We start from the raw sequence: 23,615 nt of genomic DNA, 5'->3' as shown, positions 1-23,615 counted from the left end.
TGGGAAACGGCTGATATTTATTTCGCAGAATTCCTACATTTTGTTTGCCTCACCAGCAAAAAACGTGGTTATTATCTGCCGGCGCTTCGGGTCACAAACCCGGCGCCAGAAGATTGCCGTGTGTCCACAGACCCGGCAGTCGCAGCCGATCGGGACCACCCTGGCGCTGTCATCCCCGCGCAGGTTGTTCCTCGTCGTTGACCCTCAAAATGGAAGGCGAGGTTTCAATTGGTCACGCGGTTTGCAATCGTCGATGTAGTGAATGGGGCGACGTCTGTCGCCAATGATTCGAGCCACTTTCCAGTTGCCTGCGCCAACCGCGCGGCGGCGTTCTTCTCCAGCCTGTCTCCCCCCGAATCTCTGCGTGTGCCCGCGTTCAACGCGAGTCTGCACGCGCGTGCCGTGCCATCCTCCTGAATTTGAATGACCGTGCCGGCATCTGATGCCGGGGCCTGACTGGCGGGGCATGTTCTGTCCCGGCCTGATCACAACAATAAAGTAGTCATGGACGGTAGTCTCCGATGCTCGATAACACTTCCTTGCGTGGGACGAATCCAACGCAGCCCGACGTTTGTTCCTTGAAACCGTTCGATGCAGACCTGTGCGTGCACGGTCTGTTTGAGGCGCAGGTGCTGCGCAACCCTGATGCCATCGCCGCACGCTGGCAGCAGGAGGCGCTCAGTTATCGTGAACTGAACACCCGCGCCAACCGGTTGGCCCATCACCTTCGCAAGCTCGGGGTCGGGCCGGACGTGCGAGTCGGACTGTGCCTGGAGCGTTCATTGGAAATGCTGGTCGGCGTACTCGCGGTGCTCAAGGCCGGCGGCGCCTATGTGCCGCTGGACCCGTCTTATCCGCAGGCGCGGCTGGCGCACATGCTGGCCGACAGCGCACCGCCGGTGGTGCTGACCCATGGACAGGCGCGCGTTGTTTTGCGGGCGGCGCTCGAACAGTCGGCGACCACCCCCACTCTGCTGGATCTGGCCGACGCCCGCGATTGGGCTGCGCTTGCGGCTGACAACCTTGATCCTCACGCGATCGGCCTGACACCCCGTCACCTGGCTTACGTGATCTACACCTCCGGCTCCACCGGCACCCCGAAAGGCGTGATGGTCGAGCATCGCGGGCTGGTTGCGGTGAGTGCTGACTGGGCGCAACTCTATGAGTTGGGCGAACCGATCAACCACCTGCAAATGGCCGGTTTTTCCTTCGACGTGTTCAGCGCCGACCTGATCCGTGCGCTCGGTTTTGGCGGCACGCTGGTGCTGTGTCCACGGGACACCCTGATGGACCCGCCGGCCCTGTATCGCTTGATACGTGACGCGCGCATCGGCTTTGCCGACTTCGTGCCGGCGCTGCTCAATCCACTGTTGGCGTGGGTCGAAGAGACCGGCCACGACCTGTCGTTCCTGCGCACCGTGGTCTGCGGCTCCGACATCTGGACCGCCCACAGCGCCCGGCAATTACGCAGGCTGTGCGGTGAGCAGGTGCAGATCGTCCAGGCCTATGGCGTCACCGAGGCGAGCATCGACAGCACCTGTTTTGAATTCACCGAAGACAGCCAGATCGACGCGGTGTTGCCCGTCGGCCGGGCACTGCCCAATACCCGGATTTACCTGCTCGACGCTGACGGTACAGCGGTTGCCGAGGGGGTGACCGGTGAACTGTACATCGGTGGCGTCGGCGTGGCGCGCGGTTATCTGAACCTGCCGCAACTGACCGCTGAGCGTTTCATCGACAGCCCCTTCGTGGCGGGCGAGCGTCTGTATCGCACCGGCGATCTGGCGCGTTACCGGGCCGACGGCCAATTGGAATTCCTCGGCCGCAACGATTCCCAGGCCAAATTGCGCGGGCTGCGTCTGGAGTTGGGGGAAATCGAAACCCGGCTCGCGGACATTCCGGGCGTGCGGGAAAGCGTGGTGTTGCTGCGTCAGGACATTCCCGGTGAACCGCGTCTGGTGGCCTACTACTGCGAAAAACCAGACTCAACGCTGAGCCCGCGCGCGCTGCGTGAACAGCTGCAAACCAGTCTGCCGGACTACATGGTGCCAAGCGCCTTCGTGCGTCTCGATGCGTTGCCGCTGACCGCCAACGGCAAGGTCGATCGACCAAACCTGCCGGCGCCGGACATCGAGGCGTTCGAGCAGCAGGAGTATCAGGCACCACAAGGCCCGCTGGAAACAGCGCTCGCCGCAATCTGGGCCGACGTGCTCGGCGTCGAGCAGGTCGGGCGTCAGGATCAGTTCTTCGCCCTCGGCGGTCACTCGCTGCTGGTGATGCGCGTGCTGGCGCAGGTTCGTCATGCGCTGGGGCTGGAAGTGACACCCTCGACGCTGTTTGCCGCGCCGGTTCTGGCTGACTTCGCCGAACGGCTGCACGCCAGTCAGGCGGCGGCTCGTCCAGCCATCACAACCCTTGAACGCTCGGGCGCGCAAACGTTGTCGTCTGCTCAGCAGCGCCTGTGGTTTTTGGCGCAAATGGAGGGTGGCAACGCCGCCTATCACATGCCGTTAAACCTGCGTTTGCGCGGTTCGCTGGACGTGGCAGCACTCGAACGCAGCTTCAATCAACTGGTGGCGCGCCATGCGGCGCTACGCACGACGTTCATTGCCGTTGAAGGGGAAGGGCGGCAATTGGTTTCGCCGCCTGCGCACGGTATCCGGCTGACGGTGATTGACGTGCAGGGGAACGATGCGCAAAAACGCCTGAGCCGCTTGATCGACGAGGAGGGGGCCGTACCGTTCGATCTGAGCTGCGGCCCGCTGATGAGGGTCAGCCTGGTGCGGCTGGCGGCGGATGACCATGTGCTGTTGCTGACCCAGCACCACATCATCTCAGACGGCTGGTCGATGGGCGTGCTCACTCGCGAGCTCGGCCAGCTGTACGCAGCGGCGCTGCAGGATCGCGACGATCCGCTGCCGCCATTGCCGGTGCAGTACGTGGATTACGCCGTGTGGCAAAAACAGTGGCTGTCCGGTGACGTTCTGGAGCAGCAAAGCCGTTACTGGCGTGAAACCCTCAGCGGCGCACCGGTGCTGCTGGAGCTGCCGACCGATCACAAGCGCCCGCCCGTGCAGGATTACCTCGGCGGCTTTGTTCCATTGGTCTTCGACGAAGCTTTGACCGCGCGATTGAAAGCCCTGGGCATGCAGCAGGGCACGACGCTGTTCATGACTCTGCTGGCCGGTTTTTCGCTGTTGTTGTCGCGCCTGTCGGGGCAAAGCGACGTGGTGATCGGCGTGCCGTCGGCCAACCGCCCGCAACAGGAACTGGAAGGGCTGATCGGGTTCTTCGTCAATACGTTGGCTCTGCGGATGACTCAATCGGGTACGCCGTCGGTGGCGCAATGGCTGCAACAGGCGCGGCGAGTGGCGCTGGAGGCTCAGGAGCATCAGGACCTGCCGTTCGAGCAAGTGGTGGAATTGCTCAACCCGCCGCGCAGTCTGGCCCACAGTCCGCTGTTTCAGGTGCTGTTTGCCTGGGAACAGGATCAGGATTCCGATCTGCTGCTGACCGGGCTTGAGGTGACCCCGGTCGAGAGCAGCCATCACGTGGCCAAGTTCGACCTGCAACTGGCCCTCAGTGAGCGTGACGGGCGGATCGTCGGCGGTCTGGAATATGCTTCGGGCCTGTTCGAGCGCGGCACCGTCGAGCAGTTCGGCGAGTACCTGCGTCGGGTACTGACGCAGATGTTCGAGAATAGCGAGCAGTCGCTGGCGGGGATCAAGCTGCTGAGCGCCGAGCAACACCAGCAGATCGTTCATGACTGGAACCGCACCGCCCGGGAAACTGCGTCGCTACCCGGTTGCGTGGCGCGTTTCGAAAGCCTCGCCCGGCAAACACCCGACGCCGTGGCGTTGCTCGCCGACCGTGAGCAACTGAGCTACGGCGAACTGAATCGCGCCGCCAACCGCCTCGCGCGTTACCTGATCGAACAAGGCGTCGGCCCCGAGCATCGCGTCGGCCTGTGCCTGGAGCGTTCGCCGCAAATGGTCATCGGCCTGCTGGCGATCCTCAAGGCTGGTGCAGCGTATGTGCCATTCGATCCGGCTTACCCGAGCGAACGTCTGGCATTCATGTTCAGTGATGCGGCGCCTGCCTTGCTGCTGACGCAATCGAGCCTGATGGCCGGGCTACCGGCTAACGAGGCGAAAATCTGCTGCCTGGACACTGACGCATCGCAATGGGCGCAACACCCGACGGATGACCCGCAGGTCACGGTGAGCCCGGAACACCTCGGCTACGTGCTTTACACCTCCGGCTCCACCGGACGACCCAAAGGCGTGGCCCACAGCCGTCGTGCGCTGGACAACCTGATCACCTGGCAACTCGATCAGGCCAGGGCACCGCAGCGGGTGCTGCAATTCGCCTCGCTGAATTTCGACGTCTCGTTCCAGGAAATCTGCAGCACGCTGTGCCAGGGCGGCAGCCTGTTGCTGATGACCGAAGACAGTCGCAAGGACCTCGCCGCGCTACGCCCGACCCTGGTGGCCGAAGGTGTACAACGGGCGTTCCTGCCGTTCGCCGTGTTGCAGCAACTCGCCGGCCTGACCGAGACCGATGCACCGATGCCGGCCGGCGGCTGCGAGATCATCACCGCCGGTGAAGCCCTGCAAATCAATGACGAGCTGCGTGGCTTTGTCCGCGGGCTCGGCGGCGCGCAGTTGCACAACCAGTACGGGCCGACCGAAACCCATGTGGTCAGCCAGTTCAGCCTCGATTGCAACGAGGCCGAGTCCTGGCCGGACGCGCCGCCCATTGGCCGCCCCATCGCCAATGCGCGGCTGTACGTGCTGGACGAATATCTCAATCCCGTGCCGATCGGCGTGGCAGGCGAGTTGTACATCGCTGGCGCTTGCCTGGCCCGTGGCTATCTGAACCGCCCGGACCTGACCGCCGAACGCTTCCTGCCGGACCCGTTCAGTGCCGAGCCGGGCGGGCGGATGTACCGCAGCGGCGACCTCGCGAAGTTCCAGGCCGACGGCAACGTGCAATACCTGGGACGCATCGACCAACAGGTGAAATTGCGCGGTTTCCGCATCGAGCTCGGCGAGATCGACAGCCTGTTGCATCAACAACCCGGCGTACAGGAAGCCGCCGTGTTGCTGCGTGAGGACGTGGCCGGGGACAAACGTCTGGTGGCCTATGTGGTCGGCACCGCGCCCCCTGAATGCCTGCGCGCCGAACTGCAGCGCCAGTTGCCCGAACACATGATCCCGAGTGCCTGGGTTCGCCTGTCGCAATTGCCGCTGACCCGCAACGGCAAGCTCGACCGCCAGGCGTTGCCAGCGCCGGAACGCAGTGCCGGGGCGACTTACGAGGCGCCGCGCAATGACATTGAGCGTCAGATGGCCGGGATCTGGGCCGAAGTGCTCAAGTGCGAAAGGGTCGGCATCCACGACAACTTCTTCGACCTCGGCGGCCACTCGCTGCTGGCGACGCGGATGATCTACGCGATCAACCAGCGCATGGGCGCGCAACTGTCCCTGAGCAGCCTGTTCCAGACCCCGGTGTTGCTGGATCTGGCGGCGCAGGTGTCGCGTGAAGAGCAAAGCGTTGAACCGGCATTCATCCAGCTCGAGCCGGATCGCGGCAATCGACATGAACCGTTCCCTCTGACCGATATCCAGCAAGCCTACTGGTTCGGTCGCGAGGCCACCGTCAGTCTGGGCGGCGTAAGTGCCCACGGCTACGAAGAACTGCGCATTCCCGAATTCGACGCCGAGCGTTTCGAGCGTGCGCTGAACCGCATGATCCAGCGCCACGACATGCTGCGCGTGGTGTTCCTCAGCAACGGCACGCAACAGGTACTGGGGCAGGTGCCGACCTACCATATGCCGCGCAGCGACCTGCGCGGGTTGCCCGCTGATGTAGCGCAACGCACCCTTGAGGCGACCCGCGAACGCCAGTCCCACCAGGTGCTGGACGCCAGTCGCTGGCCGCTGTTCGAGTTCAGCCTGTCGTTGCTCGACGACGGCATCACCCATTTGCACATCAGCCTCGACGCGCTGATCGTCGACGCGGCAAGCACGCAGATTCTCGCCCGCGAACTGATGGCGTTCTACGTCGATCCGACGCTGGAACTGGCGGAACCGGGCCTGACTTTCCGCGACTATGTGCTGGCCGAACAACAGCTGCGCGATGGCCGCCGCTACGAGCAGGCGCTGGGCTACTGGCGTGAGCGGGTGACCACTCTGGCCCCGGCGCCGGACCTGCCGTTGGTGCGCCAGCCGGAAAGCATCGCCAACCCGCACTTCACCCGCCGCGACCGCGACATGTCGGCGGCGCAGTGGACGCAGCTCAAAGCCGTGGCTAAACAGTTTGCCGTGACGCCGTCGGTGATGCTGCTGACCGCGTTCAGCGAAGTGCTGGCACTGTGGAGCCGCACGCCGCGTTTCACCCTGAGCCTGCCGCTATTCAACCGCATGCCGCTGCATCCCGATGTAGACGAAATCATCGGCGACTTCACCTCGCTGGTGCTGCTGGAAGTCGGCATCGACGGTTCGCAGAGTTTCACCGACAAGGCGCGCGCGGTGCAGGCGCAACTGTGGCGCGATATCGACCATTCGGTGGTCAGCGGTGTGCGAGTACTGCGCGAATTGTCCCAGGCCCGGGGCGTGCAGCAGACGGCGATGCCGATCGTGTTCAACAGCACACTGTCGGAAGCGGCGCCGGAACTGGCCGAGTTCAATCTCGCCGACGCATTGAATGCCAGGCACATGCACAGCATCACCCAGACCCCGCAGGTGTGGCTCGACCACACGTTGCTGGAGCTGGAAGGACGCCTGCTGTTTAACTGGGACAGCATCGACGAACTGTTCCCGCAAGGGATGATCGAGCAGATGTTCGACGCCTATAACACGCTGCTCGACAGCCTGTGCGAGCCGGCAGCCTGGGGCGCAAACACGCCGCAATTGTTGCCGCAGGCACGCTTGCCGGCACCGGTCGACAACCAGCACACGCTGCCGTTGATGCACGACTTGTTCGAACGTCAGGCCCTCGCCACACCGGATGCACTGGCGGTAATCGGTGCGCGACAGCTGACGTACGCCCAGCTACGCAACGAGGCACGGCAACTTGGCGCCCGTCTGCAAGCGCAAGGCGTGCTGCCGAACCGCTTGGTCGCGGTGGTGATGGAACGCGGTTGGGAGCAAGTGGTCGCGACCCTGGCGATTCTGTATGCCGGCGGCGCTTATCTGCCCATCGAGCCGACTCAGCCGGCGGAACGGCTGCGGCATATTCTGGAGCGGGCCGAGGCGAGTCTGGCCCTGACCCAACCAGCGCTGCTCGACAAAATCGAATGGCCGGCGCAAGTCACGGCCATCGCGGTGACCGATGAAGTCTCAAACGATGTACTGCCACTGCAACCGGTGCAGGTGAACGAAAGCGACCTGGCTTACGTGATCTATACCTCGGGTTCCACCGGCCAGCCCAAAGGCGTGGTGATCGATCATCGCGGTGCGGTCAATACCTTGCTCGACATCAACCGACGCTTTGCCGTCGGCCCGAACGACCGCGTATTGGCGATCTCGTCGCTGAGCTTCGACCTGTCGGTCTATGACTTCTTCGGCACCCTCGCCGTGGGCGCGGCGGTGGTCATCCTCGAACCGCAACTGTCACTTGATCCGGCGCACTGGCTGGCGTTGATCGAACGTTACCAGGTCAGCGTGTGGAACTCGGTCCCGGCGCTGCTCGGCATGCTGGTCGAGTACGTAGAGGGCGAGGGCGGCGCGTTGCCCGCCAGCCTGCGGGTGGCGATGCTGTCCGGTGACTGGATTCCATTGACTCTGCCCGAGCGGGCCTGGGCCTTGCAGCCGGATTTGCAGTTGATCAGCCTGGGCGGTGCCACCGAAGCGTCGATCTGGTCGATCTGCTACCCGGTGCAGCATGTCGACCCGGCGTGGCGCAGCATTCCCTACGGCAAGGCCCTCGATCATCAGCGCTTCTACGTGCTGGATGAAACGCTGCAGGTGCGCCCGACCTGGGTCGCGGGGCAGCTGTACATCGGCGGTATCGGTCTGGCGAAAGGTTACTGGCGCGATGACAAGCTCAGCGCCGGCAGTTTCTTTGATCATCCACTGACCGGCGAGCGCCTGTATCGCACCGGCGACCTGGGGCGCTTGCTGCCGGACGGCAACATCGAATTCCTCGGCCGCGAAGACAATCAGGTCAAGGTTCAGGGTTATCGTATCGAGCTGGGCGAAATCGAAGCCGCGCTCAATCGCCATCCCGGCGTGCAGAGCGCGGTGGTGCGGATTTTGGGCAGCGCGCTGGGCGAGAAGCGTCTGGCGGGTTATGTGCTCAAGGCCGATCCGGCGTTGCAGGCCAACGATTTCAGCGCGTACCTGAGCGACAAACTGCCGGCCTACATGATTCCGCCGTCGTTCACCTTCGTTGAAGCGTGGCCGTTGTCGTCCAACGGCAAAGTCGACAAGAAACGCCTGCCGGAACCGGAACAGATCGAGGAGCAAGGGCCGGCGATCGAAGTCGATGGGCCGCAGGAGCAACGGCTGGTGGCAATCGTGCAGGACGTGCTCAAGCGCGATTGCATTGCCGCCAACGCCAATCTGCTGAACCTCGGCGCAACGTCGATCGATATCGTCAGGATCAGCAACGCCTTGTCCGGCGCCTTGCAGTTCCGCCCGCACGTGGCGCAACTGCTGGCCCAACCGACGTTGCTGCATCTGCTTGGCATGTACCGCCAGAACCGGGCGCGGCAGGATGTGCTCGGCAACGTGCAGCAGGCCTCGGATCCCGTACAGGACATCATCGAAGATCCCCAGCAGCGGGCGCAGTTCAAGGCCGAACAGCGCGGACGCCGGGACTTCGCTCAGACCCTGCCGGCGCTGGCGCTGGACCTGCCGCAAGACCCGGCCTTCGCCCGACGTTTGAGCAGTTACCGCTCGGTGCGTCAATACGATCGGCAACCGATCGCCACCCGGGCCTTCGCGCACGTACTGGCGGCGTTGGCCCAAGGGCAACTCGATGGCGAGGTGAAATACCAGTTCCCGTCGGCGGGCGGGCTGTACCCGATCCAGGCGTACCTCTACGTCAAGCCGGATCGCGTGCTCGGCGTACCCGGCGGCGCGTATTACTACGATCCCCGCCAGCATCGTCTGCTGGCGCTCCAGAGCGGAGCGCTCGACCCGGACACCTATGACTATTTCGTCAACCGTCCGGTGTACGAGAACGCCGCGTTCTCGCTGTTCTTCATCGCCGACATGGCGGCGATTCGTCCGCTGTACGGCGAGCGCAGCCGCGACTTCTGCCACATCGAAAGCGGCGCGATGGCCCAGTTGCTGAGCATGACCGCCGTCGAGCAGGGCCTGGGCCTGTGCGGCATCGGCTCGGTCGAAGAACAGCAACTGACCACGCTGTTCGACCTCGGGCCGAGCCATGAATTGATCTACTCGATGATCGGCGGCCTGCGCACGGCCGATGAACGACACCGCGCGCCAGTCGAGGCGTTTGCCATCGAGCCTGTGACCGCCAGCCTGGACGATGAAGACATGGAGGAATTCGAAGTATGAATGCCGATCAATTGCTGGCGTTGTTCGCTCGCCATGGCGTGGTGCTCGAGGTTGACGGTGACAGGCTGCGCTGCAAGGCGCCGCGCGGGTTTCTCACCGAAGAACTGACCCAGGCGCTCAAGCGTCACAAACAGGAACTGATCGCCTTGCTCGGCGGGCAAGATGACGCGGTAATTCCCCGCCGTGCAGGTGCGCACGGGGCCTGGCCATTGTCGTTTTCGCAACGGCAACTGTGGTTTCTTGATCAACTGGAACCCGGCAACCCGTTCTACAACGTGCCGACGGCGGTGACGCTGAAAGGGCAGTTGGACGTTGCGCAGCTGGAGCGGGCGCTCAACCAACTGGTGGCCCGCCACGAAGTCCTGCGCACGACGTTTTGCAGCGTGGACGGTGAACCGCGTCAGGTGGTGCATTCATCGATGCCGCTGTCGTTGTCGGTGACGGATCTGCGCCAATTGCCTGCCGACGAGCGTGAGCAGCAAGTGCGAATCGCGGTTGAACAGGATGCCCGGGCGCCGTTCGATCTGGCCGCCGGCCCACTGCTGCGGGCGTCGTTACTGCGCGTGGCCGACGATGAGTACCTGTGGCTGTACAGCGTGCATCACATCATCGCCGACGGCTGGTCGATGGGTGTGATCCTGCATGAAGTCGCCACGCTGTACGGCGATTATCTGCGTGGCGAAACCTCGACTCTTGCGCCGTTGTCGGTGCAATACGCCGACTACGCGTGCTGGCAGCAACAGCGGGTGGGTGGTGCGGCGCTGGACGCGCAGCTCGATTACTGGCGGCGCACCCTGGACGACGCGCCGCTGTTATCGACCTTGCCCGCTGACCGGCCGCGACCGCTGGTGCAGCGCTTTGTCGGGGCAACGCTCAGTTCGTCCGTCGATGGCGACACCTTGCGTGAACTCACCGCGCTGGCCCGGCAGACTCAGGGCACGCTGTTCAACGTGTTGCTGGGCGCATTGGCGGTGCTGCTGTGGCGCCACAGCGGTCAGCAGGATCTGTGCATCGGCACGCCGTTCGCCAATCGCAATCGCCCGGAAATCGAGCCGCTGATCGGTCATTTCGTCAATACGCTGGTGCTGCGTCAGCGCCTGAATCCGCAGCAGACCTTCGCTGAACTGCTGCGTGAGGTGCGGGGGCAGATGTTCGACGTCCACGCCCATCAGGACGTGCCGTTCGACCGCGTAGTCGAGGCCGTCAACCCGCCGCGCGATCCCGGTCACTCACCGTTGTTCCAGGTGATGCTGGTGCTGCAGAACACCCCGGGCAACGCGGTACAGATGCCCGCTCTGGAACTGGCGCCGTACGGCACCAGCAGTGCCACGGCCAAGTTCGATCTGGCATTCGAATGGGTCGAGCGGGCAGGGCGACTGGACTTGCTGGTGGAATACAACACCGACCTCTACGACGTTGCGACCATCGAACGCCTGAGCGGGCACTACCGCCACCTGCTCGCGCAGATCGCCGCCGACGCCAAGCAACCGATCAATGCCTTGGCGTTGATGAACGAGGCGCAGCGTCAGCAGATGCTGGTGGAGTTCAACCGCGCCGCGCCACTGACGCAAGCGGCGCCCTGCGTGCATCAACTGGTCGAATCGCAGGCGGCGAGCAACCCTCAGGCCTGCGCAGTTGTGTTCGAGGGTGAGTCGCTTGACTACGCCGAACTCAATGCCCGGGCCAACCGCCTGGCGCGGCACTTGCGCAACCTGGGCGTCGGCCCGGATGTGCGCGTGGCGGTGTGCATCGAGCGCTCGCTGGAGTTGCCGGTCGCGTTGCTGGCAGTGCTCAAGGCCGGCGGCGCCTACGTGCCGCTGGATCCGGATTATCCGCTGGGACGCCTGAGCCATATGCTCGGTGACAGCACGCCGGCGGTGCTGCTGACCCTCGGCTCGGCGCACGCTATCCTGCGGCAAGCCGTGCAAGGCTCGACCTGGGAAGCGCCGATTCTCGACCTCGAAAAAGATGCCGCGAGCTGGGCGTCATTGCCGGCGGACAATCTTGATCCGCGCCATGTCGGCGTCACCCCTGACCACCTCGCCTACGTGATCTACACCTCGGGCACCACCGGTTTGCCCAAGGGTGCGATGGTCGCCCACCGTGGCCTGAGCAACCTGCTGCTATGGTGTTTGCAGGTCTGCGGCGAAGCGGGGGCGATGCTGCACAAGATTCCGTTCGGTTTCGATGCCTCGGCGTGGGAGACGTTCTGGCCGCTGGCAACTGGCGGGCGGCTGGTGATCGCGCGGCCCGGCGGGCATTACGAACCAGCGTATCTGGCGCGCGAGGTGCGCGAACGGAAGGTCACGGCGCTGGTGTTCGTGCCGGCGATGCTACAGCTGTTTCTGGAGGTCGACGAGGTCAGCCAGTGTGCGTCACTGACTGACGTGTTCAGCGGCGGCGGTGAACTACCACCGGCTCTGGCCCGGCGCTTTCAGGAGCGCCTGCCCCATGCGCGGCTGCACAACGTCTACGGCCCGACCGAAACCACGGTGATCAACAGCATCTGGACCCTGGAGCCTGGCGCCGAGGTGCCGGCCCGGCAGCTGCCGATCGGCCGGCCGATTTCCAATAACCGTTTTTACGTGCTTGATGACCGCGACCAGCCGGTGCCGGTGGGCGTGACCGGGCATCTGCACATTGGCGGCGTGGGCGTGGCCCGTGGCTATCTGGGACTGGAGCAGCTCAGTGCCGAGCGCTTTATCGACAATCCGTTTGTGGCAGGCGATCGGCTCTATCGCAGCGGCGATCTGGCGCGTTATCGCCCGGACGGTCAACTGGAATTTCTCGGTCGCAACGACTTTCAGGTCAAGTTGCGCGGCGTGCGTCTGGAACTGGGCGAGATCGAAGCCCGGCTCGAAGCGTTTCCCGGCATTCGCAGCGCCGTGGTGCTGATGGTCGGCGAAGCAGCGCAGGATCAGCGGCTGGTGGCCTGTTGCGTGGTGGCCGAGACCGTGGACGAAGCAGCGGTGCACGCCCATCTGGCGACGACATTGCCCAGAGCGGTGATCCCCGGCAGCTACCTGTGGCTCGACGCGCTGCCACTGACCGCCAATGGCAAGGTCGACCGAACCGCGCTGACAGCGTTGGCGGATGAAGAGATGACCAACCGCCAGGTCAACCTGAGCAGCCCGCGCGATCACATCGAACTGGCGTTGTACCAGATCTGGAAAAGCCTGTTGCTGGCGCCGCAGATCGGCATTCGCGACAATTTTTTCAATGTCGGCGGCACCTCCATCGCCGCAATCAAAATGGCCCATGAAATCAGCCAGCAGTTCGCGGTCGAAGTGCCGGTGCGCGTGGTGCTCAGCTACCCGACCATCGAAACGTTGGGCGGCTGGCTGCGGGTCGGGGCCAACCCGGCGCTGGCCCAGAGCAACCTGATCGAATTCCGACGCGGCAGCGGCCAGCACAACGTGGTGTGCATTCACCCGGCGGGCGGCACGGCGTTCTGCTACCTATCGCTGGCCAAGGTGCTGCCGGATACAACCGGCGTCTACGGCGTGCAATCGCCGGGGCTGAATCCGGGGGAGAACACCGAGCCGACGGTCGAAGCGATGGCCGAGGCCTACTTGCGCCAGATTGAGCCGCTGACACAGCAACCGCTGATCCTCACCGGGTTGTCGTTCGGCGGCCTCGTAGCCTATGAAATGGCGCGACGGTTGACGGCGGCGGGGCATCGTCAGGTGACGGTGGTGCTGCTTGACACCCAGGGTAGCGACGACCCCGGTTTCCGCGAGCAGATCGGCACCGTGGACATGGCCGAGTTTCGCGACAAACTGGTGCGCTTCAACGGCATGTACCCCGGCATCGAAGACGCCCAGGTCGAGCGCTATTTCAACATCTACAACCACAACCGGCTGGCCATGGCCGCTTATGAGTGCTCGCCGCGCGCCGGTCGTGTGGTGCTGATCCAGGCGCGGGAAGATTTCAGCCGCCATCAGTTGCATGAACTGCGCGGCTTCTGGCGTCGCCGCGCGGGCAGCGGCTATCTGGCGAAACTGGTCAGCGGCGGGCACTGGGACATGCTCGAGAGCGCGGAAATCCACCGGGTCTCGCAAATCATCCGTCGGGAGCTGCAACGCTTCGACGCGCAGGAGGCGAAGTAATGAGTGCGTCCAATGACAGGCCGTTGCTCGCGCTTTTTGCCGAGCAAGTGGCGCGCAATCCGCAAGCCCCGGCGGTGATCGATCAGTCGGTCAGGCTGACTTACGCCCAACTGGCCAGCGCCAGCGAACGCATCGCCCGAGGGTTGCTGGCGCGCGGCGTCGAGCCCGGCCAGTCGCTGGCGCTGTGCATGCCGCGATGCTGGCAGTGGTTGGCGGCGATTATCGGCGCGTTGAAAGTTGGCGCGGTAGTGGTGCCGCTGGACCGGGCCAGCCCGCGCCAACGCCGGGAACTGATGCTGGCGGATGCGGCGTGTGTCGGCCTGATTACCCTGAATGAAGAATCGTTGTGGTCGCCTTCACTGTGGCAAACCAGTGTCGAGGCCTTGCTCGATCAGCCGGACGCTGCGCCGCAAACACTGGCCGAAGACTTCGCCGAGGTGATGTTCCTGTTCTACACCTCGGGCACCACCGGCACGCCGAAAGCGGTTGAGGTTGGCGAGCGCGGCTTGCTGCGGCTGGCGTCCACCGACGGCTATATCGAGATTTGCCCGACGGACCGGTTTGCCTGCCTGTCCAACCCGGCATTCGATGCGTGCAGTTTCGAACTGTGGGCGCCGCTGCTCAACGGCGGTTGCTGCGTCCTGATCGCTGACGAGGACGTGCTGGATGCGCGTCGACTGGCCGAGGTGCTGGAGCGCACGCAGGTCGACAACCTGTTCATGACGGTGTCGCTGTTCAACACGATGATTGCCGAGTGGCCGTCGTGCTTTTCCAGCATGCGTCAGGTGCTGATCGGCGGTGAGCAGATCAGCGCTGCCGCCGTGCGCAGGTGGTATCGAGCCAATCCTGAGAGCCGCTGCCGGATCTTCAACGTCTACGGCCCCACCGAATGCAGCACGTTTGCCCTGTGCTGGCCGATCAGCCGCGATTTTGCCGGCGACTCGGCGCCCATTGGCCGGCCGTTGCCGGATACCGGCGTGCAAGTATTGGATGAGCAGCAACGCCCGGTGTCGGCAGGCGAGGTCGGCGAGCTGTATTTGAGTGGCAGTGGTGTCGCCCGTGGCTACCGCAACCGGCCCGAAGAAACCGCCCGCCAGTTCGTTCGTTTGCCCGACCTCGACGGTGGCGCGCAGGTGCATTACCGCACCGGCGATCTGGTGCGGCGCAATGCCGAAGGCCTGATCGAGTACCTGGGGCGCGTCGACCGGCAGGTGAAGATCCGGGGTTTCCGGATCGAGCCGGGGGAGGTGGAGCAACGGATCCTGGAGCATCCGGGTGTGGCGCAGGTGTATGTCTGCACCCGGCGGCAGGCGGCGGAAGATCATCAGTTGCTGGCGTTCATCGTGCCTCGCCGGGCTCTGGACTATCACGCATTCGAAAACCATCTGCGGGCACAACTGCCGCCTTACATGCGGCCTAATCAGCTGTTCCTGCTGGAGCGCCTGCCGCTGACGGCCAATGGCAAGATCGATCGTGATAGCTTGCTGGCCCAAGGTTTGAGTCCGTGGCACCCAGTCCTGACGGCTACGGATAACGAAAACGCATCACCGGCGCTGGATTGGTTGCTGAGTCAGGCCCGTTCGCTGCTCAGCCAACCCGCTCTGAGTGCGCAGGACGATTGGCTGGGCTGTGGCGGCGACTCGCTCAAGGCGATGCGCCTGCGTTCGGCGATCCGTGTCCGCTGGCAGCGCGAGATCGCGATCGATACGTTGCTCAACGAGCCTTTCTCGTCATTGGCCGTACAACTGAGCGGTGAAACGAACGGCGCGGCGATCTACCCACCCGCGCCTGCGATCAGTCGCGCAAAACGCCTGCCGGCCACCGCCGAACAGCGCCGCCTGTGGCTGTTGCAACAACGCTCGCCGACCTCGACCGCCTACAGCGTGCCGCTGATTCTGAATCTGGCGGCAGGTGTCGAAGTCGCGGCACTGGCCGAGGCTTTGGGGCGTCTGGTGCAGCGTCATCCGGGGTTGCGCACGGCATTCGTGGCGGGTGCCGATGGGCTGGATCAGGTAATCGCCGAGCAGGGCTCGACCTGTCGCATCTTTGCGGTCGGGCATTTCACCGAGGACACTTGGCAGGCCTTCGCCGACCTGGTGTTCGCCGCGCCGTTCGACCTGACCACCCCGAAGCTGTTTCAGGCTTGGCTGTTGCCGTTCGCCGATGGCAGCTGCCGGCTGTTGCTGAACCTGCATCACATCATCGTCGATGGTTGGTCTGTGAACCTGCTGTTCGACGACCTGGCGCAGCTTTACAGCGATGTCCTGCAAGGCCGCGACAGCCTGCAACCCGCGGCCCGCTTGACGACGCTGGAGTTTGGCCAGTGGCAGCGCCAGTGGAGCGTCGATCCGCATTATCGTGACCAGCGCCGCGCCCTCGCCGAGTTGCATCGCCGTCAGGAAGAACCGTCGCCTGCATTGATGCCAATGCGCGAAATCAGCCCGGACGCCCGGTTGCACCGGGAACCTTTGGGCACCCTGCGCAGCGCGGCCCTCGAACGCTTTTGCACCCAACAACGGCTGACCCGTTTCGAAGTGCTGTTCAGCGTCTTCGCCTGGAGCCTGTACGCCCTGACCGGGTGCGAACGGCCACGGATCGCCAGTCCGGTGTCCAACCGGCCACTGGCGGAGTTCGAAGACACGGTCGGCATGTTTGCCAACACCGTGCTGATCCCGACCGCCGTCGAGCAGGCATCGACCCTGGACGAACAGTTGCGCAAGCAGACCGCCACGGTGCGCGAGGTGCTGGCGTTGCAGGACGTGGCGCTGGCGGATCTGGTGGAAGACCTGCGGCTGTCGTCGAGCCCGTTACTGTTCGATTTCATGCTCGTGCTGGAGAACACCGATTACGCAGCGCTGGCCGATTCGAACATGCACGCGACGCTGCAATTCAACGAGCACTTGCACGCCAAGTGCCCGCTGACGCTGTTGATGGTGGGCAGCGGGTCGCAACTGGAATGCTGGTGGGAATATCAGTGCAGCTACTTCGATGGCGAACAGATGCGCGCAGTGAATGCGCTGTTTCGCCGAGGCCTGGACCTGTTGCTGGAAACCCCGGCGGCCAACCTCAACGATTTGCTCGGTCCGTATCGACGTGGTTTGCCTCCGGCTAGTGAGGGCCCTCGGACTGCGCTGCCGTTCAACACACTGGCGGACGGGTTCGAGCATCAAGTGCATTGCACGCCGGATGCGGTTGCGCTGGTTCAAGGCCAGCGGCGCCTTACCTACAGCGAACTGAATGCGCTGGCCGATGCCCTGACGGCAAACCTGATCGAGTGCCATCCGTGGCCCGTCGGGAACGCGCCATTGCATGTCGTGCTGTTCCTCGATGCCTCGGTGGAACACATCGTCGCCTTGCTGGCCCTGGCCAAACTCAATCTGACGGCCGTGCCGCTGGATCCTGCCTATCCGGTGGCGATCCAGCGCCAGGTGCTGGAACAGGCGCAACCGCATTGCGTGCTGTTCAGCGATATGACGAAGTCAGCGCTGGATGACCTTAACGCCGGACGATTCGCCACCCATCGGGTCGATCCGAGCGCCAATGCCGCAACGTTCGAACGTCGACGCCACGCCGGCGAACGGCCGCTGTACACGCTGTTCACCTCCGGATCGACCGGCACGCCCAAAGGTGTGCAAGTGTCGGAGCGCACCCTGTGCAACCTGCTGCAATGGCAGCGCACCGAAGGGCAGTTGCCGGCGAAAGCGGTAACCCTGCAGTTCTCGATGCTGTCGTTCGATGTGTCGTTTCAGGAGATTTTCAGCACCCTGTGCGGCGGCGGGTGCTATCACCTGATCACGCCGCGCTGGCGTCAGGACGCCGAGGCGTTGTTGGAGTACATGGTCGAGGCGCGGATCGAGCGCCTGTTTCTACCGTACGTGGCCTTGCAGCATCTGGCGCAAACCGCCGTGACCCGGGGCATCTACCCTTCGGCATTGCGCGAGGTGATCACGGCCGGCGAGCAACTGCTTTGCACCGATGCGCTGCGCAACTGGTTCGGCGGCATGCCGCACGCCTCGCTGTTCAACCATTACGGCCCGACCGAAACCCACGTGGTCAGCGCCTTGCGCCTGCCGTCCGTGGCGCGGAACTGGTCGTTGCGCGCGCCGATCGGCCATGCCGTTGGCAATGCGCGGCTGTTGCTGGTGGATGAGCATGACCGCCCGGTGCCCAACGGCTGCCGTGGCTACCTGCTGGTGGCCGGGCCAATGGTTGCCCGGTGCTACCTGGCTGACCCAGTGTTGAACACTGCGCGGTTTGTCGAGCTGGCAAACGGCCGTTTGTACTACCGCACCGGCGATCTGGCGTGGGCCGATGCCCAGGGCTGCCTGCATTATCTGGGACGTGACGATCAGCAGATCAAACTTAGCGGCCATCGTCTGGAACTGGGTCAGATCGAGTCGGCGCTGATGCAGGTTCCGGAAGTGGTCAACGCGGTGGTGGCGGTGCAGGCCGATCCGCCACGGCTGATCGCCTGGCTGCAGCTCGAGGGCGAACCTGCGACATCCCATGAGCTGGATCGTCAGGTCGCGCAACGGCTGCCGGCCCATGTGCGAATCGATGAATACCGGCGAATCGACCTCTGGCCACGCACGCCCAGCGGCAAGATCGACCGCAAGGCCTTGCCGAATGTTGGCGAGGCCCTGGAGCGGCGCAGCACGCCAACACCGGTTGTTCAATTGACCGCGCTGGAACGGCAACTCAGCGAGTTGTTCCAGGCCGTGATCGGACGGGACATCGAACCGGAGCAGACCTTCTTCGAGGCCGGCGCCGCCAGCCTCGGCTTGATGCGTTTGCATGGCCGTTACGCCGAAGAGCTGCCGCACAAGGTGACAATGGCCGACCTGTTCGAATACGTCACGGTGCGACGTCTGGCGGCGCATCTGTCGACCGCGCCGGTGGACGTGGCCGAGCGTGTAGGGCAGACCGATGCAGGCCATCAGCCGATGGCGATCATCGGCATGTCGGTCAATGTGGCCGGGGCGCAGAACCTGTCCGAGTTCTGGGCGATGGTGCAAGGCAATCGGCTGGGCATTGAGCACTTTGCCGCTGACGAGGGGCTGGTCGGCGCCCGCAGTCAACTGGCGGGCATGCTCGATTTCGATGCTGAGTACTTCGGCATCAGCCGCCAGGAAGCGCGCCTGATGGACCCGCAACAGCGGCACCTGCTGATGGCGTGCGTTCAGGCCCTGCAACACGCGGCCATCGTCCCGTCGGCGAATGGCCCGCGCATCGGCCTGATCGCCAGTTGCGGCGAAACCACTTACTTCCAGCAAATGCTGCGTGAAGCCGCAGACGACGATTTGCCCGACGGCTTCCAGCTGGCGCTGCATCACGACAAGGATTTTCTGGCGACCAAAGCCGCGTATCACCTGGACCTGAACGGCCCGGCCCTGAGCGTGCAGGCTGCTTGCGGCAGCTCGCTGATCGCCGTGCACCTGGCCAGTTCGATGCTGCGTCAGGGCGACAGCGACGTGATGCTCGCGGCCGGGGTGCTGATCGACCCGACGCTGACCGAGGGCTACCGGCACCGTTCGCAGCACATTTTCTCCGCCGACGGTTTGTGTCGTCCGTTCAGCGACGACGCCAGCGGCACCCTTGGCGCCAGCGGCTACGGCGTAGTGGTGCTCAAACCGCTGGCCAAGGCGCGGGCCGATGGCGACCGGATTTACGCGCTGGTCGAAGGATCGGCGTTGAACAACGATGGCCGGGCCAAGATGAGTTACACCGCGCCGTCGGTGGCCGGGCAGAGCGCGGTCATCCGCGATGCCTTGAGCCGTGCCGGGTTAACCGGCGCCGACATCGGCTACGTAGAGGCCCACGGCACCGGCACCTTGCTCGGCGATCCGATCGAGGTCGCGGCGTTAACCAAGGCGTTCGGCGATGCGCCGGCCGGCCAATGCGCGCTGGCCTCGGTGAAAAGCCAGATCGGTCATCTGGGTGCGGCGGCGGGTGTGGTCGGGCTGATTCGCGCCAGCCTCGCGGTGTTCCATGGCGTACTGCCGCCGAACCTGGGTTTTGGCCGGATCAACCCGCAGATCGACCTGGAGCATTCGCCGTTCTATGTGCCGACCACGTCCCGGCCATGGCCGCAAGGGCGGCGGCGACTGGCCGGTGTCAGCAGTTTCGGGATCGGCGGGACCAATGCGCATGTCATCGTTGGTGCTGCACCTACGGCGCAGCAAACTGTTGAGGAAACGTTGCCGCTGCTGATGATTTCAGCGCATAGCCGGGCGGAGTTGCTGCGCGATATCGCGGCGATTCGCAAATACCTGCAAACGAATCCTGAGCAGCAGACCGCGTTGTTGCGGCACTTGCAGTCAGGTCGCCGGCAGTTGCGCTGGCGCTTCGCGATAGTGTGCCGGCGGGGTGACGACATTCCATTGCAGCCGACAGCGATCAAGGAAATCACGGCCTCGGGCGCGCCGTTGATCGCCCGTGATCAATCGCCGCAGGAGCTGCTGGAAGCTTGGTACGAAGGCGCGAATATCCAGTGGCCACAACGCTCGGCACCACCGCCCTGGGATTTACCGCCGTCGTCGTTCGATCTTCAGCCGTATCGTTTCCAGCCACCTGTAGCTGTTCAACCTGATGCGCCAACCCTTGAGCGACAACCGCTGGCGGACTGGTTCCACCAGCGACAGTGGGTGCGCACCCGGCGCCTGAGCGCGACAGCGACGGCCGGATCCCGTGAGGTGCTGATTCTGTGCAGCCATGACGCGCCCGAATCGACATTGCTGGCGAGCCTGAACGCCGTGTATCGACGCGTGATTCAAGTGCGCACCGGCAACGGTTTCAAACGCCTGAGCACGGACCGTTTCGAGCTTGATCCGCTGGACGCTGAGGCCCTGAACCGTTTGCTCGCTGAGGTCGCAGAACCTGCACTCGGCGAGCTCGACTGGCTGCATGCCTTGCCACTGGCGGTGTCTGGTGCAGTCAACGAGCAATCGCTGGATCTGGCGCAGTGGGCCTGTCTGGACACGGTCAGTGCGCTGATGCAGGCCTGGGGGCAAACACCGCGCACGACCCGTCTGCGGTTGTGGTTGATGTCGTGGCAGGCATGCCCGGTGGACGGCGAGGTTCAACGGCCCGAACTGGCAGCGCTGGCCGGCGTCACTGAAGTGGTGCCGCAGGAATACCCGGTGCGTTGCCACTGGCTGGACTGGCCGTCGGCGCGCCTCGGAACGCACGCGGACGAGTTGGCAGCGTTGTTGGTCGATCCGGTCTCATTGCCTCGGCGAATGGCGGTGCGCGATGGTTATCTCTGGCAGCCACGTTTAATGCCCCAGCCATTGACCGGCCCGGCAACGACATCAGGGCTTCTGCCGGAAGACGGTACGTTCCTGGTACTGGGCGGCAGCGGCGGTATCGGCCGGACCTTGTGCGAACACCTGCTGCAGGCACCTGCACGCCGGGTGGTGCTGCTCTCGCGTCAGGGGCAATTGCCGGCGTCTCTGGCGGCTTACGCTTTGCGGATCGACTGCATCAAAGCGGACATCGCCGACCTGCCGCGCTGGCCGCAGGTACTCGATCAACTGGCCGTTCGTTACGGTCGCCTGAGCGGGGTGATTCATGCGGCGGGCGTCGGTGCAGGCAGCCTGATTCGTCACCGCGATGCTCGGCAAATGGCCGAGGCCATGGCCGCCAAGACCCGCGGCATGCTGGCGGTCGAGGCCTTGATCGAGCACCTGACGCCGGATTTTGTCCTGTACTGCTCGTCGATGTCAGCACTGTTTGGCGGCGCGGGGCATCTGGACTACGCAGCGGCCAGCGGGGTGCTCGACGGCTTCACCCACTATCGCCCGAACGCAACCGACGCTTGCCTGCGCCTGGAGATCAACTGGGACATCTGGCGCGACATCGGCATGGCCACCACCAGCAACAGCGCAGACACCGCGCACCTGGAGCATTTGACGGTTGGCCTGTCCGCCGAAGAGGGCTGTCGGGTGTTCGATCTGGCGATGGCGACGCAGTTGCCGCAGCTACTGATCTCCACCACCGGCATCGACACGGCGCGGCGGTTCTATCCGGTTCGCCATGGTGCCGTGGCCGCAGTGGTCGAGGCACCGAAGGGCGTGGATCTGTCGACGCGCCTGCGTGAATGTTTGTGCAAGTGGCTCGGTGTCGCCGAGCTGGAGGACGACGATTCACTGTACGACCTGGGCGCGGATTCGCTGACGCTGCTCGACCTGATCGACGAACTGCAAGCGGCCACTGGTGAGGTATTCCAGCTGTCGCAATTCAGCCACAAGGTCAGCCTGAGCGAAGTGCTCGGGCTGGTGTCGGCCGCCACGGTTGAAGAGGCGCCCCTGGCTGCACCGCACGACTGGCACGACGCGGTGCGGATTGATCAATGGCATGCCGGTGCCGGCCGCGATTGGCTGTACCTGATCCACCCGGTGGGTGGCGATGTTCAGGCCTATCGGGAACTGGTGTCGGCATTGCCGGCGGAGTTGGGCGTGTGCGTGATCGCCGACCCGGCGCTGCGTGTGCCGCAGTTGCCGAACATCAGCGTGGACGAACGTGCACGCCGGTATCAGGCGGCGATCAAGGCCCACCTTCCGCACGGCAGCACTTGGCGCCTGGCAGGCTGGTCATTTGGTGCATGGGTGGCGCAGGCTCTGTGTCATCAGGCCCAGGCTGACGGATTCAGGCAACCGTTGTTATACCTGATCGACCCGCCCGCGCCGGATGCCGGTGCGGAACTGGCCGGCATCGACGAACAGACGATCGAGCAGGTGTTCCAACGCGAGTTCGCCCAGCGCTGGCCGGAGGTTGAAGGGCAGGGCATGGCCGAGGAACGTCAGGCGTATCTGCAACGGCTGACGGTGTGCTGTCGCAACAACATGACCAGCATGCTCGACTTCCAGCCGCCGGCGCTGGCGACTACAGCGGTGCGGCTGTTCATCGCCGGGCAGGCCAATCCTTACGGGCTGGGCAATGCCTGGAACCCGGACGACCTGCAACGCAATTGGCAGGCCTTGCTGCCGCAGTTGCGCAGCTGGCAAACCCTCGACACCGATCACTACGGCATCGTGGCGGGCCGCTGGGCGCGGTTGCTGGCCGAGGTGATCGGTACGGATGAGCCTGCGCCATGAATGATCCGATCTCGATGCCGCGATGGTGGCTGGCCTTGACCAAGGTGTTGTGCGAAGCCGATTCGAACACGGCCTTGCGCTTGAGACAATTGCGGGGGCAGGTGCCGTTTCAGCTGTTTCATCTCTGGCAGGCCGACGTGGTCATGCCGATGCTCTGCGAAGCCTTGCCGGAACATCAGCAGGCGCTGCTCGCGTTGCAAAGCCTGCATCAGCGGGCGGCGCTCGGCGTGATCGGGCGTCAGGGCGAGTGGCGGGCCACGCTCAAACCGGTGTTGCTGGCGCTGTACCGCAAGGCCTATGCCTACGACGCGGCGTACGCCAAGGCCCACGCCAGTGCGATGACCTACGGCCTCGCACCGGCCAACAGCGCCGCGATTTCCGAGCACTTCGGCGATGCCGAGGCGTTCGCCGAGTATTACGCACAACTCAATACCGAGGCCGCTGCCACCGCGTTTGCCCAGGCTCATGCCAGCGCCAACGCCGAGGTGTCGGCCCGGGCCTTTGCGGACGACGATGCAGACACCTGCGCTCAGGTCTGCGGGGCGTCCGTGCGGGTTTACGTCGGGGCCTGCGCTTGGAGCGACGAACAGCGACATGCCGTATTCAACCATCTCGCCGCCGGGCTCGACCGGAGTCTGGCCACGCTGCAATCGCGTTCAACAGGAGAACGACATGAATGACGCACACCTGCAATTCGATGTGGTGATCAACGCCCAGGGTCAGTATTCCCTGTGGCCGGCGGGCAAGCCGATGGCCAGCGGCTGGAACGAGGCGGGGATGCGTGGCGAACGCCAGGTCTGCCTGGATTACATCAACGAACACTGGATCGACATGCGCCCGCGTTCGCTGCACGAGCAATCATCGGTGTCGTTCCAATAAAA

Annotated in this window: 5 protein-coding genes; all 5 read left to right on the top strand. The window is 64.3% G+C overall.

What is annotated here, in order from left to right; translation table 11 throughout:
- Positions 1–521: 521 nt before the first annotated feature.
- From AC0Z4S_RS03410 to AC0Z4S_RS03390, 5 genes are read left to right on the top strand one after another with little or no spacing between them, the layout of a single operon-like run.
- Positions 522–9,530, top strand: coding sequence for a non-ribosomal peptide synthetase (locus tag AC0Z4S_RS03410; protein ID WP_485622031.1), 9,009 nt, complete (start codon positions 522–524; stop codon positions 9,528–9,530).
- Positions 9,527–13,639 (top strand): non-ribosomal peptide synthetase, encoded by a 4,113-nt coding sequence (locus tag AC0Z4S_RS03405; protein WP_485622030.1) that lies wholly within the window; start codon positions 9,527–9,529, stop codon positions 13,637–13,639. The genes AC0Z4S_RS03410 and AC0Z4S_RS03405 overlap by 4 nt, the downstream gene beginning before the upstream one ends.
- Positions 13,639–22,734 carry an amino acid adenylation domain-containing protein gene (locus AC0Z4S_RS03400; RefSeq protein WP_485622029.1) on the top strand — a complete coding sequence of 3,032 codons (9,096 nt, stop codon included), beginning with the start codon at positions 13,639–13,641 and terminating at the stop codon, positions 22,732–22,734. Before AC0Z4S_RS03405 ends, AC0Z4S_RS03400 begins: the two co-directional genes overlap by 1 nt.
- Positions 22,731–23,414: a hypothetical protein gene (locus AC0Z4S_RS03395; RefSeq protein WP_485622028.1), complete on the top strand. Its 684-nt coding sequence runs from the start codon at positions 22,731–22,733 to the stop codon at positions 23,412–23,414. The genes AC0Z4S_RS03400 and AC0Z4S_RS03395 overlap by 4 nt, the downstream gene beginning before the upstream one ends.
- A complete protein-coding gene (locus AC0Z4S_RS03390) occupies positions 23,407–23,613 on the top strand; it encodes an MbtH family protein (protein ID WP_039762895.1) in 207 nt (68 codons plus the stop codon). The genes AC0Z4S_RS03395 and AC0Z4S_RS03390 overlap by 8 nt, the downstream gene beginning before the upstream one ends.
- The last annotated feature ends 2 nt before the right edge of the window (positions 23,614–23,615 follow it).

This window comes from Pseudomonas sp. 1L-B-1-E-C1 (genome assembly GCF_057291835.1).
This window is presented reverse-complemented; position numbering and strand designations above follow the sequence as displayed.